Here is an 11,702-nt window from a genome sequence, read left to right as displayed (position 1 = left end):
GCGTGGCCCCTGCCACGCCGGGGACCCAGCCAGGCTACATGAAGCGCTTCCGCCTCTTGTAGGCCTTCACCTCCTTGAAGCTCTTCCGCCCCCCTCCCTTGGCCACCCCCAGGTAGAACTCCTGCACATCGGGGTTCTCCAGGAGGTAGTCCCGGTCCCCCTCCAGCACGATCCGCCCGGTTTCCATGATGTAGCCGTAGTGGGCGATGGAAAGGGCCACCCGGGCGTTCTGCTCCACCACCAGGACCGTCATCCCCTCCTCGGCGTTCACCCGGGCCACGATGTCAAAGATCTCCCGCACCAACAAGGGGGCAAGCCCCAAGGAGGGCTCGTCCAGGAGGAGGAGCCTGGGCTTGGCCAGGAGGGCCCGGCCGATGGCGATCATCTGCTGCTCCCCCCGGAGCAGTACCCGGCCAGGCGGTGCCGGAGCTCGGCCAGCCGGGGAAAGTAGTGGTAGATGCGCTCCAGGTCCTCCTTCAAGCGGCTGTCCCTGCGGGTCAAGGTGCCCACCCGCAGGTTCTCCTCCACCGTGAGGTGCTTGAAGACCCGGCGGCCCTCCAACACCTGCACGATGCCCAGCTTCACGATCTCCTCGGGGGGGCGGTTATGGATGGGCTGTCCTTGGTAGAGGATCTCCCCCCTCACCACCTCCCCGTCCTCGGGGATGAGGAGGCCGGAGATGGCCCTTAAGGTGGTGGTCTTCCCCGCCCCGTTGGGGCCCAGGAGGGCGGTGATCCGCCCCTCGGGCACCTTCAAGGAGACGCCGCGCAGGACCTGGATGATGTCATGGTAGACCACCTCGATGTTGTTGACCAAAAGGAGGATGGGGCCTAAGTCTTCGGGGCGCGTGGGGTTCAGGCTCATGGCGAGAGGAAGGCCCGGGGGGCTCCCCCGGGCCGGAAAGCTTACTTCCCGTAGTGCACCTTGCGGAAGAGGGCGGAGGTGAAGGGCTCGGTCACGGGGACAAAGCGGCCCCCCTTGGCCTCGAGGATCCGCAACCCCTCCGCCCCGGTGTGCTCGCTCTTGGTGAAGTCAATCTCAATGCCCTGCTTGGTGGAGACGGCAAACCCAGGCTTGAAGGCGTTGGGCCCGTTCATTCCCACCAGGGCCTGGTACACGGTTTCCCCCGTGATGCGCTTAAACCGCTCCTGGGCCCGGCGCATAGCCTCCACCGCAATGGCGGTGGCCAGCATGCCGTTGGTGTAGTTCACGCTCTCCACGATGGCCTGCGGCCGCCCGTACTTCTGCCCCAGCTCCTTTTGCAAACGGATGCCCGGGGCATCCTCGTGGAACATGTAAAAGCTGGTGGCCCACAAGAACCCTTCCGCCGCATCCCCCGCCAGCTTGATGAGATCGGGGCCACCGGTGTAGTGGGCCCCAAGTTGCTTCATCTTCTTGTCCAGCCCCAGGCGCTTGGCGTCTTTTAGGATGTTGGCCACGGGACCGGCCACGTTCTGGTGGACCAAGTACTCCACCCCCGCCGCCTCCAGGCGCTTGAGAAGAGCGGTGTTATCCAGGTTGCCTGCCCCCACCTCCTGGACATCCACGATCTGGAGGCCTAGCTGGGCTGCCGCCTTCCGGGCATCGGCTACCGGGGCCCGGCCGAAGGGGGAAGGATGCACCACCAAGGCCACCTTGGCCCCCTTCTTCTGCTTGGCGATGTACTCCAGCAGGGCCACCACCTGCTCGGAGTAGGTGGAGGTGGGGATGAAGAAGTAATCGTTGTTGGGCGGGTCGATGAGCTCCACGTGCATGGAGGCCGGGATGGTCACCACCTTCACCTCTTGGATGAGGCTCTTGAGCTGCAGGTTGGCCCCGGTGGCGTAGGAGAGGAACACGGGGATCTTGAAGCGGTCCAAGGCCTCCTCAAGGAAACGCTGGGTGTTGGCGTTGTTGTACTGGTCGTCCCGCACCAGGCAGTTTAGGACCACCCCGGGGATCAGCTTCTTCTCGTTGGCGTACTTGCAATAATCCTCCACCGCCGCCCCGTAAGGAGCCCCCGCATCCGAGGTGGGACCGGTGATGGCCCCTGACCACAGGATGGACACCTGCTGCTGGCCCAAGGCCAGCCCTGCCATCGCCACAAGACCCAACCAGAGTTTTCGCATCTGCCTCACCTCCCATTGCCAACCCCAAAAGGGGGGTTGCCTAGTACTTGAAGGGCCAGGTGCGGAAGTAGCTTCGCACCAAGCGCCACCAGTTGTAAAGCCCCCGGGGTTCAAACATAAGGAAAAGCACAATGATCAGGCCAAAGGCCAAGGGCCTTAGGGCGCTGGCCACATCCACCCCCGCCACGCTGAACCCCAGGGCCTTGATGAGGTTGGAAAGCGCCTCCATGTTCACGTCCAGAAGCTCCAGAAAAGCCGGCCCCAGGAAACTCCCCACCAGGGTACCCAACCCCCCCACGATGGCCATGGCCAAAAGCTTGATGGAAACCGCAAAGGTGTAGTCCTCGATGACCACCGCCCGGGAAAGGTAGGCGTAAAGCACCCCCGCCACCCCCGCGTAGAAGGCCCCCAGGGCAAAGGCGAAGAGCTTGGTGCGCCCCGGGTCCATGCCCATGGCGTCCGCCGCCCGGTCGTTGTCCCTCACCGCCACCAGGGCCCTGCCGTAGCGGGTGCGCAGGAGGTTGCGGAAGAAGACCGCAAGGAGGACCAAAACGGTCAGGGAAGCGTAGTACCAGAAGTGGAAGTGGTTGCGAAAGCCCGCCTCGTAGCCCAAAAGGCTCGCCCGGGGGATGTCCATGGCCCCCCCCTGTTTGAGAAGGGGCGTGTGGCCCACGGCCCACTCAAACACCACCTGGAAGGCCAAGGTGGCCAGGGCCAAGTACAGGTGTTTTACCCGCAGACTGGGAATCCCCACCAGGAAACCGAAGAAGGCCGCCACCAACCCGCCCACGGGAACCACCAGCCAAAAGGGAAGCCCCTGGGGAGCCAAAAGGGCCGCGGTGTACGCCCCCACCCCCATGAAGGCCGCCTGGCCGATGTTGATGAGGCCCGCGTAGCCGGTGGTGATGTTAAGGCCCAAAACCGCCACGCTGTAAACCAGGATCAGGTCCAGGATGAAGACCTGGGTGCGGGAGAGGAACTGCGGCAACACCAAGAGCACGCCTAGGAAAAGGAGGAGGGAAACCAGCTCCCGGTGGGTGGCGAAGATGCTGGTGTCCTGCCGGTAAGAGGTGCGGTAGTTTCCGGTCTGGGCCCAAGGGTTTCTCATACGCGCTCAATCTCCTCCGTGCCAAAAAGGCCATGGGGCTTGAACCAAAGGACCAGAAGGAGCACCAGGAAGGGGAAGACATCCCGGGTGCCCCCGCCGGGGATGAGGGGGTCCAGGAACCCCGCCGCCAGGTTCTCCAAAACCCCGATGAGGATGCCCGCCACCACCGCCCCCGGGATGGAATCCAATCCCCCCAGGATCACCACGGGGAAAACCCGCAAGCCGATGTGCACCAGGCCGTCCAGGTTGAGGCCGGAGATGGTGCCCACCACCATCCCCGCGGCCGCCGCCGTGAGCCCCGCCGCCGCCCAGGCCAGGGCGAACACCCTCTCCACGGAAACGCCCAGGCTCATGGCCGCCATCTGGTCGTCGGCCACGCTCCGCATGGCCACACCCAGGGTGGAACGCTGGAAAAACCAGGTGAAGGCCAGGAGAAACACCAGGGTAAAGGCCACGGCCAAAAGCTGGGCATAGGAGATCTGCACCCCAAGAAGGGCCACCCCCCCTGCGGGAAGGAAGCTGGGGTAGCTAAAGTTCCCCGCCCCATAGGGGGTGAGGTGGATGAGGCCATCCAACAAGGAGGCCAGGCCGATGGTGGCCATGATGACCGAGATGATGGGCTGACCCACCATGCGCTTGAGAAAGACCCGCTCCACCCCAAAACCCAGCAGGGCGGTCAGGGCCAAGGCCAAGGCTGCGGCAAGGAGGAAGGGCGCCCCCAAGGACACCATGGCCCAGTAGGCCAGAAAGGCCCCTATGGCGATGAACTGCCCTTGGGCGAAGTTCACCACCCGGCTGGCCTTGTAGATGAGGACGAAGCCCAAGGCCGCCAGGGCGTAGACCAAGCCCAGGACAATCCCGGAGAAAAGGAGCTGCAAGAAGAAACTCACGCCACCACCTCCTCCCGCAGGTCCAAAACCGGCACCCGGGCCCGCACCCGCTGAACGCTTCCATCCTGGTAACGGTACTCAGCCTCCACCTCCACGCCTTCCACCGGGGCATACAGGGCCTCCACCAAGGGTGCGTACCTCTTGGCCACGAGGCCCCGGCGCACCTTGCCCGTGCGGGTGAGCTCCTCGTCGTCGGCGTCCAGGAGCTTGTAGAGGAGGACAAAGCGCCGGATCCTGAGGTCCTCGGGCAGCTCGCGGTTCACCTTCTCCACCTCCTTGCGGATGAGCTCGGCCACCTCAGGCTTCAGGGAAAGGTCCAGGTAGGTGGTATACGCGAGCCCCTGGTCCTCCGCCCACTTGCCCACCGTCTGGGGGTCGATGTTGATGAAGGCCGCCAGGTACGGCTTGCGGTCCCCGAAGACCACCGCCTCCTTGATGTAGGGGGAGAACTTCAGCTTGTTCTCCACGAACTGGGGGCTGAAAACCGTGCCCTTCTCCGTGCGCATCACGTCGGAAAGCCGGTCGATCACCACCAGGTGCCCGTCCTCCGTGAGGTAGCCGGCATCCCCGGTGTGAAGCCAGCCGTCGCGGAAAGCCTCCGCCGTGGCCTCGGGGCGCTCCCAGTACCCGGCGCAGACCGCATCGGAGCGGCAGAGGATCTCCCCCTCCTCGCTGATGCGCACCTCGGTTCCGGGAATGGGGAGGCCCACGGTGTCGTGGCGCACGTCCCCATCCCGGTGGACGAAGGCGATGCCGCTGATCTCGGTCTGGCCGTAGATCTGCTTCAGGTTCACCCCGATGGCGTGGAAGAAGCGAAAGACGTCGGGCCCCAAGGCGGCGCCCCCGGTATAGGCCCGACGGAGACGCAAAAAGCCCAGCTGGTCCCTAAGGGGCTTGAAGAGCACCTGGTCCGCAAGCCAGTAGGAAAGGCAAAGCCCCAAGGGCATGGGCCTCCCCCGCATGCGGTACTCCGCCGCCCGGTAGCCTATCCGGAGAAGCCTCTCGTACACGAAGCGGTTGAAAGGGTAGGACTCCGACATGCGCACCCAGATGCTGCTTTGGAGGCTCTCCCAGACCCTGGGCGGGCTGAACATCACGTGGGGGCCGATCTCCTTCAGGTCCTGCATGGCGGTTTCCACCGCCTCGGGGAAGTTCACGGCAAACCCCCCGGTAAGGGCCATGGCCACGGACATCATCTGCTCCCCGATCCAGGCCAGGGGGAGGAAGGAAAGGTAGTCGTCCGTGGGCAATAGCGGGTCCACCTCCTGCAGGGCCACCCCCATGTGGATGAGGTTGCGGTGGCGGAGCATGGCCGCCTTGGGGCGGCCCGTGGTGCCCGAGGTGGAGGAGAGGTGGCAGACCTCCTCGGGGCTGGCCTCGAGGAGAAGCCGCTCCACGGCGTCCGGATGCCTCCTCCGGTGCTCCCGGCCCCGCTCCAGGACCTCCTCAAAGGAAAGGAGCCAGGGGTCCCGATAGCCCCGCATGCCCTTGGGGTCCTCGTAGATCACGTGGCGGACCTGGGGGATCTCGTTGCGGATCTCGTAGAGCTTGTCCACCTGCTCCTGGTCCTCGGCAAGCACGAAGCTAGCCCCGGTGTAGGCCAGCATGTAGGCGATCTCGGCGGGGAGGCTGCTTTGGTAGACCCCCACGCTGATCCCCCTGACCGCCTGGGCCCCGAGCTCGGCGTAGAGCCACTCGGGGATGTTGTCGGCGATGATGGCCAAACGCTCCCCGGGCTGGAACCCTAAGGAGAGGAGGCCGTGGGCGAAGAGGAGGACCTTTTCGTAGTACTCGGCGTAGGTGATCTCGTTCCAGATGCCATAGTCCTTTTCCCTCAGGGCCACCCGGTCCCCCTCCTTTTCCGCCCGGAGGCGCAGAAGCTGGGGCAGGGTGTACCGCTTCATCTCGTGGGAGGGCCTTAGGGCCTTCATGCCTCCACCCCCAGGTAGGCCTCCTGGACCCGGGGATTCCTGGCCACCTCCTCCGGGGCCCCTTCCGCGATCACCTGACCGAAGTCCAGCACATAGACCCGGTCGGAGATGTCCATGACCACCCCTAGGTCGTGTTCGATGAGGATCACCGTGGTGCCCTGGGCCCGGATCTCCAGGATGAAGCGCACCATGTCCTCCTTCTCCTCCAGGGTCATCCCCGCCATGGGCTCGTCCAGGAGAAGGAGCTTGGGGGAGAGGGAAAGGGCCCGGGCCACCTCCACCCGCTTCCTAACCCCGTAAGGGAGGTTCCCCACCAGGGCCTTGCGGTAGGGCTCCAGCTCCATGAAGTCGATGACCTCCTCCACCACCCGCCGGTTTTCCACCTCCTTATCCAGGGCCCTGCCGTAAAACACCCCGGCCTGGGCCAGGTTATAGGCCAGGTGGGTGTGGCGGGCCAGCATGAGGTTCTCCAGCACGGTAAGGCCAGAGAAAAGCTCAATGTTCTGGAAGGCGCGGGCGATGCCCAGACGGGTCACCTCATGGGGGCTTGAGCGGGTGATCTCGTGCCCCTCAAAGAGGATCCGTCCTCGCTGGGGGTGGTAAAAGCCCGAAATGCAGTTTAAAAGGCTCGTCTTCCCCGCCCCGTTGGGGCCGATGACGGAAACCAGCTCCCCCTTCTCCACCGCTAGGGAAACCGAGGTAAGGGCAGCCACGCCGCCAAAGGTTAGGGTGATGTTCTCCACCAGAAGCTGGGCCACGGACCTCCTCCCTGACAACCGAGCCGTTTGAGGGGAAGTATAAGGAGGGGCCCAAAGGGATGTCAACGCTCTCTTGCCAAGGTGTAAAAAACCGTTAGACCCCGTATGGCCTCTTCTATGCTACACTCTTTAAGGTACTTGGGGGCCAAGGCCCCAGGGAGGGAAATGGATGAAAAGGACCTGGCAACCCAACCGGAGGAAGCGGGCCAAGACCCACGGCTTCCGGGCCCGCATGAGGACCCCAGGCGGCAGGAAGGTGTTGAAGCGCAGAAGGCAGAAGGGACGCTGGCGCCTCACCCCCAAGGTGAACGCCTGAGGCACCCCCCCCCTACGGCGGGGGGTAAACTCCTTTCCCTTAAGGGCGACCGGGCTTTCCAAAGGCTCCGCCAGGGACGCATGGGGCGGGGCCGGTTTTTAAGCGTGAAGTGGCTCCCCGCCCCCGAGCTCCGGGTGGGGATCGTGGTCTCCAAGAAGGTGGGCAAGGCGGTGGTGCGCAACCGCATCAAACGCCGCCTGAGGGAGATCCTTCGCCGCCTCCACCTCCCCAAGGCCCACCTCCTGGTGGTGGCGAGCCCCGAGGCTCGAGGGGCCGCCTACGCCGAACTCTTCCAAGACCTCATCCGCGCCCTCAAGAAGAGCGGGCTGATACAATAGGCGGCGTGCGCGGCGTACTGATTCTTCTGGTCAAGGCCTACCGCAGGTTCCTCTCCCCCCTCAAACCCAAGACCTGCCGCTTCCACCCCACCTGCTCCGCCTATGCCCTCGAGGCCCTGGAGCGCCATGGTGCCCTATGGGGGAGCTACCTGGCCGCCAGGCGCATCCTGAAGTGCCACCCCCTGCACCCCGGCGGGCTGGACCCGGTGCCCCTGGTCTTCCCGCCCAGGAGGGCAAAGGAGGGCGCCCGATGAAGCGGCTCTTCGCCCTCCTCTTCCTCCTCCTGCCCGCCCTGGCCTTGGAGGCCGGCTTCAAGGACCAGGACGTCAACGGGGACGGGGTGGCGGAGAAGGTGGCCGTCACCAACCTCATGGACCTGGCCTTCAACCGCGAAGGCCAGGTGGTGGGCTGGTACGTGAAGACCTACAAGGGCACCGCCTTCAACGACTACACCCGGGCCCCCAACCTCTCCGCCAACGGGCCCGTGGTGGCCCCGGTGGGCTTCACCCCGGAAAAGGCGGAGTTCCTGGTGGAGGATGGCCGGCTGCTGGCCCGCTTCCAGGGGCCCGAAGGCACCCTCACCTACCGCATCGAGAAGGGCCGCTACACCGTCCAGGTGGGCGCCGACTTCCCCCTCACCCTGAGGCTTTCCGCCCAGGGAAGCCCCAAGGTGCTCCTGGAGGGCCAGAAGGAGCCCACCCCCAGCGGGGAAGGCAGGCTGGCCTACCTGGCCTGGCAGACCAGGCCCAAGGCGGGCTATGCCCTGGTGGCTTTCGCCCAGGCACCCCTTCCGGGCAAGCTGGTGGGCAAGGAGGCCACCCTTACCCTGGCCCCCGGGGAAACCTTAAGGATCTACGGGGGCCAAAACGAGCTGGTGCGCTTCCACGTGGAGGGGCTCCTTGCCCTTCCCGGGCTCTTTTCCCCCAACATCTGGGGGCAGCTTTCCCTGGGCCTTCTCTGGCTCATGGAGGTGGCCTTCCGCTATACGGGAAGCTGGGGCCTGGCCATCCTTTTCCTGACCCTGGTGGTGCGCCTCCTCCTCTGGCCCCTCATGCACCAACAGTTCAAGAGCATGGCGGAGATGCAACGCCTCCAGCCCCTCATCCAAAAGATCAACGAAAAGTACAAGGACGACCCCAACAAGCGGGCGGAGGCCACCATGAAGCTTTACCAGGAGCACAAGGTGAACCCCGCCGCCGGCTGCCTGCCCCTCTTCATCCAAATGCCCATCCTCTTCATCCTCTGGAAGGTGATCGCCAACTACGAGTTCGGCCAGGGCCTCCTCTGGATCCCCGACCTGGCCCTGCCCGACCCCTTCTACATCCTCCCCGCCCTCTACGTGGCCTCCACCTTCCTCTCCACCTGGCTTTCCGCCCACGGCAACAAGGACCTGATCCGCCAGAGCCTCTTCATGAACCTGATCTTCATCTTCCTGGTCCTGCAGTTCCCCTCCGGGGTGACCCTCTACTGGGTGCTCTCCAACCTCATCGGCCTGGTGCAGCAGTGGCTCATCAACAAGAGCCTCAAGCCCCTGGCGGCGTAAACTGAGGGCATGGAGGAGAAGAAAAAGAGCATTGACGACCTCCTCTCCGACCTGGGGGTGCTGGAGGAGGCCCCGGTGGAGGTGGAGCTTAAAGAGGCGGGGAAAGAACCCCGCCCCAAAGGACCTAAGGAGGTGCTGGAGGAGTTCTTGGTGGACCTCCTCCTGCGCCTGGACCCAGCCCATTACGTGGAGGTGCGCCAGGAGGGGAACCTCCTAAAGGCGGAGGTCAAGGGCGGGGACCTGGGACGCTTCATCGGCAAGGAGGGGCGCACCTTGAAGGCCGTGGAGTACCTGGCCGGGGTGGTGCTGGCCAAGCATTTCGGCGGGGCCTACCGGGTGGTCCTGGACGCCGCCGGCTACCGCAAGCGCCAGGAGGAAAAGATCCGCAAGCTCGCCGAGGAGGCCGCCCTCACCGTGGCCATGACCCAGGAGCCCCTCCATCTCCCCCCCATGCGCCCCGCGGAACGGCGCATCGTCCACATGCTCCTCAAAAACCACCCCCAGGTGACCACGGAAAGCCAAGGGGAAGGGGAGGAGCGGCACGTGGTGGTCTACCCCCGTGGTCAAGCTCCTGCGCGAACTGGAGAGGAGGCTTAAGGAGGGGGGGCTGCCGGAGAGGGAGGCCCTGGACCTCCTGGCCTTGGCCTCGAGGCGCTCGCGAAAGGAGCTCCTCCTCCACCTCCCCGAGCCCCCACCCCCAGGCACGGCCGAAAGGGCCCGGGCCCTCCTGGAGAAGCGCCTTGCGGGCTACCCCCTCCAGTACCTTCTGAAGGAGGTGGAGTTCTTCGGCCTGCCCCTCCGGGTGGCGGAGGGGGTCCTCATTCCCCGCCCGGAAACGGAAGGCCTGGTGGAGCTGGCCCTGGGCCTGCCCTTACCCCCAAGGCCCCGCATCCTGGACGTGGGCACGGGCACCGGGGCCATCGCCCTTGCCCTAAAGGCACACCTCCCGGAAGCCCAGGTGTGGGCCACGGACACCGACCCCGAGGCCCTGGCCTTAGCCCAGGAGAACGCCGGCGGGCTGGGCCTCGAGGTGGCCTTTCTCCAAGCCCCCCTCACCGGCGGGTTGAGGGGGCTGGACCTCATCGTCTCCAACCCCCCCTATTTGCCCGAGGCCTACCGGGCCCAGGCTCCCCGGGAGCTGGCCTGGGAAAACCCCCAGGCCCTCTATGCGGGCAGGGAGGGGCTGGACGTGGCCCGGCCCCTGGCCCAGGAGGCCAGGCGGGCCCTCAAACCGGGCGGGTTCCTCCTCCTGGAGCTCGCCCCGGAAAACGTGCACCTGCTGGCGGAGGAACTCAAGGGCCAGGGCTGGGCAGAGGTGGCGGTGCTACGGGACCTTTCGGGTCGGGACCGGTACCTCCGGGCCCGGAGGCCCCCCCAGGAGCTGGAAGAAGAGGAGGGGCCTCTCCGTGGTCCATAGATCCTTGGCCGCCACCACCTCCACCCGCACCACCCCCCTCTTCCCCTGAAGGAGGGAAAGCCCCCGGGCGAGCTCCTCGGGGGAGGGGAAGGTGGCGTACTCCGGGGGATACCCCGCCTGCAAAAGCCTCTGCCGCACAGCCTCCCCCAGGGCCTCCAGGGCCTCCTGGTTGCGGGCCGGGGTAGAAAGGAGCAGGGTGCGGGCGGCCAGAACCTCCCCCATGGCAAAGGCCTTGCGCTCGGGGTAGAAGCGCACCCGCACCAAAAGCCTCCCCTCCCGGTACCCCGCCCCCTCCAGCACCGCAAGCCCCGGGCCCAAGGGGGCGTCCAAGACCTCCACCCCCCGGAAGCCCTGGAGAAGGGCCCGGCGCTCGGCCACCCGTTCCAAAACCGCCTTCCCCTCCTCCGCCCCCAGGCGCACCTCCCCCAGGTAGAGGCCTTGGCTAAGCCGGATGAGGCTCTGGGAAAGCTGCCCCTTCTCCCCCTGGAGCACCTCCGCCTGCACCAGGAGGCTCCTTACCCTTTCCTCCGTTTGGCGAAGCTCCTCCCGGGCCTTGCCCAGGTTGGCCTTGAGGGCCTCCACCTCCTGGGCCAGGGCCTGGCGCTGCCCCCGGGCTTCCTCCAGGCGGGCGAGGGCCTGAAGCACCTCAGCCTGCAGGCGCTTTTTCTCCTCGGTGAGCCGGGCTTTTTCCGCCTCCGCCCGTTTGGCCGCCTCCTGGAGGGCGGCCAAGCGCCCTTCCAAGCCTTGAAGCGCCCGAACCTTCTCCGCAAGCTCCGCCGTCTTCTTGTTCAGCTCTTGGCTTCTTTCCTGGAGAAGCCGGGCCAGGGCCTCCTTCTCCCTCTCCAGGACCTTCACCTGGGCGGCCAGGGCCTTGGCCTCCTCCTCCAGGCGGCTTCTCACCACCCCGGCCTGCTCCAGGGCCTGGACCAGGGTTCGCCTTTCCTCCCGTAGGGCGTTGAGCTCCGCCAGGGCCCTACTGGCCTCGGCCTCCATGGCGGCCTTGGCCTCTAAGAGGAGGAGTTGCTCCCGCTTCAGCTGGTCCCGCTCGGCCCGGATGGCCTGGGCCTCGAGGATCACCTCCCTGGCCTCCCGAAAGACCAACAGGAAGCCCAGGTAGCTGAAAAGGGCGATCCCCACCCCCGTGAGGACGGCAATCAGGGTGGCGGTCTGCCGGGGCCGAAGGCCGAAGAGGCGGTAGTGGCGCTTCCCCGCCCACTTGGCCACCTTGTCCCCCAAATAGGCCACCAAAGCCGCGAGGAGGAGGATGAGGATGAGGAGGGCCCAGAAGGTCAT

The 11,702-nt window shown here is 65.8% G+C and carries 12 protein-coding genes and 1 pseudogene; 6 read left to right on the top strand and 7 right to left on the bottom strand.

What is annotated here, in order from left to right; genetic code table 11:
- Window positions 1–34: 34 nt before the first annotated feature.
- The 6 genes and pseudogenes from BS74_RS02995 to BS74_RS02970 form a co-directional block, all read right to left on the bottom strand.
- Window positions 35–864: pseudogene (locus BS74_RS02995) on the bottom strand (ABC transporter ATP-binding protein).
- Between the two features lie 41 nt (window positions 865–905).
- Window positions 906–2,108: an ABC transporter substrate-binding protein gene (locus BS74_RS02990; RefSeq protein ID WP_038055926.1), complete on the bottom strand. Its 1,203-nt coding sequence runs from the start codon at window positions 2,106–2,108 to the stop codon at window positions 906–908.
- Window positions 2,109–2,148: 40 nt separating this feature from the next.
- Window positions 2,149–3,216 carry a branched-chain amino acid ABC transporter permease gene (locus BS74_RS02985; protein WP_038055923.1) on the bottom strand — a complete coding sequence of 356 codons (1,068 nt, stop codon included), beginning with the start codon at window positions 3,214–3,216 and terminating at the stop codon, window positions 2,149–2,151.
- Window positions 3,213–4,106, bottom strand: coding sequence for a branched-chain amino acid ABC transporter permease (locus tag BS74_RS02980; RefSeq protein WP_038055913.1), 894 nt, complete (start codon window positions 4,104–4,106; stop codon window positions 3,213–3,215). Before BS74_RS02980 ends, BS74_RS02985 begins: the two co-directional genes overlap by 4 nt.
- Entirely contained in the window at window positions 4,103–6,037 is a 1,935-nt protein-coding gene (locus tag BS74_RS02975) for a long-chain fatty acid--CoA ligase (RefSeq protein ID WP_038055910.1), read from the bottom strand. The genes BS74_RS02980 and BS74_RS02975 overlap by 4 nt, the downstream gene beginning before the upstream one ends.
- Complete coding sequence (locus BS74_RS02970) at window positions 6,034–6,795, bottom strand: ABC transporter ATP-binding protein (protein WP_038055908.1); 762 nt, start codon at window positions 6,793–6,795, stop codon at window positions 6,034–6,036. The genes BS74_RS02975 and BS74_RS02970 overlap by 4 nt, the downstream gene beginning before the upstream one ends.
- Before the next feature lie 169 nt (window positions 6,796–6,964).
- On the opposite strand from BS74_RS02970, the gene rpmH reads away from it, so the two are divergent.
- From rpmH to prmC, 6 genes are all read left to right on the top strand, one after another.
- Window positions 6,965–7,111, top strand: a complete 147-nt coding sequence (gene rpmH / locus BS74_RS11610) for a 50S ribosomal protein L34 (protein WP_081914585.1) — start codon at window positions 6,965–6,967, stop codon at window positions 7,109–7,111.
- Between the two features lie 80 nt (window positions 7,112–7,191).
- Window positions 7,192–7,449 (top strand): ribonuclease P protein component, encoded by a 258-nt coding sequence (gene rnpA, locus BS74_RS02965; protein WP_245606069.1) that lies wholly within the window; start codon window positions 7,192–7,194, stop codon window positions 7,447–7,449.
- A 5-nt stretch (window positions 7,450–7,454) separates the two neighbouring features.
- A complete protein-coding gene (gene yidD / locus BS74_RS02960) occupies window positions 7,455–7,703 on the top strand; it encodes a membrane protein insertion efficiency factor YidD (protein ID WP_038055907.1) in 249 nt (82 codons plus the stop codon).
- A complete protein-coding gene (locus BS74_RS02955) occupies window positions 7,700–8,992 on the top strand; it encodes a YidC/Oxa1 family membrane protein insertase (protein WP_038055906.1) in 1,293 nt (430 codons plus the stop codon). Before yidD ends, BS74_RS02955 begins: the two co-directional genes overlap by 4 nt.
- Before the next feature lie 9 nt (window positions 8,993–9,001).
- Window positions 9,002–9,589, top strand: a complete 588-nt coding sequence (locus tag BS74_RS02950; protein WP_038055905.1) for a Jag family protein — start codon at window positions 9,002–9,004, stop codon at window positions 9,587–9,589.
- Window positions 9,552–10,409, top strand: coding sequence for a peptide chain release factor N(5)-glutamine methyltransferase (prmC, locus tag BS74_RS02945; protein WP_038055904.1), 858 nt, complete (start codon window positions 9,552–9,554; stop codon window positions 10,407–10,409). The genes BS74_RS02950 and prmC overlap by 38 nt, the downstream gene beginning before the upstream one ends.
- Here the strand turns inward: prmC and BS74_RS02940 are convergent.
- Window positions 10,317–11,702 carry a DUF3084 domain-containing protein gene (locus BS74_RS02940; RefSeq protein ID WP_038055902.1) on the bottom strand — a complete coding sequence of 462 codons (1,386 nt, stop codon included), beginning with the start codon at window positions 11,700–11,702 and terminating at the stop codon, window positions 10,317–10,319. The two genes, prmC and BS74_RS02940, sit on opposite strands and share 93 nt — an antisense overlap.

The organism is Thermus amyloliquefaciens, from assembly GCF_000744885.1.
Classification (GTDB): domain Bacteria; phylum Deinococcota; class Deinococci; order Deinococcales; family Thermaceae; genus Thermus; species Thermus amyloliquefaciens.
The sequence above is the reverse complement of the archived record's forward strand: the minus strand, read 5'-3'. Positions and strand labels throughout refer to the sequence as shown.

What these genes read in the sequence shown, in the direction of transcription:
- BS74_RS02955 (WP_038055906.1), top strand. Translation starts at nt 7,700, where the DNA reads ATGAAGCGGCTCTTCGCCCTCCTCTTCCTCCTCCTGCCCGCCCTGGCC.
- BS74_RS02975 (WP_038055910.1), bottom strand. Translation starts at nt 6,037, where the DNA reads ATGAAGGCCCTAAGGCCCTCCCACGAGATGAAGCGGTACACCCTGCCC.
- BS74_RS02990 (WP_038055926.1), bottom strand. Translation starts at nt 2,108, where the DNA reads ATGCGAAAACTCTGGTTGGGTCTTGTGGCGATGGCAGGGCTGGCCTTG.
- rpmH (WP_081914585.1), top strand. Translation starts at nt 6,965, where the DNA reads ATGAAAAGGACCTGGCAACCCAACCGGAGGAAGCGGGCCAAGACCCAC.
- rnpA (WP_245606069.1), top strand. Translation starts at nt 7,192, where the DNA reads ATGGGGCGGGGCCGGTTTTTAAGCGTGAAGTGGCTCCCCGCCCCCGAG.
- BS74_RS02940 (WP_038055902.1), bottom strand. Translation starts at nt 11,702, where the DNA reads ATGACCTTCTGGGCCCTCCTCATCCTCATCCTCCTCCTCGCGGCTTTG.
- BS74_RS02950 (WP_038055905.1), top strand. Translation starts at nt 9,002, where the DNA reads ATGGAGGAGAAGAAAAAGAGCATTGACGACCTCCTCTCCGACCTGGGG.
- BS74_RS02985 (WP_038055923.1), bottom strand. Translation starts at nt 3,216, where the DNA reads ATGAGAAACCCTTGGGCCCAGACCGGAAACTACCGCACCTCTTACCGG.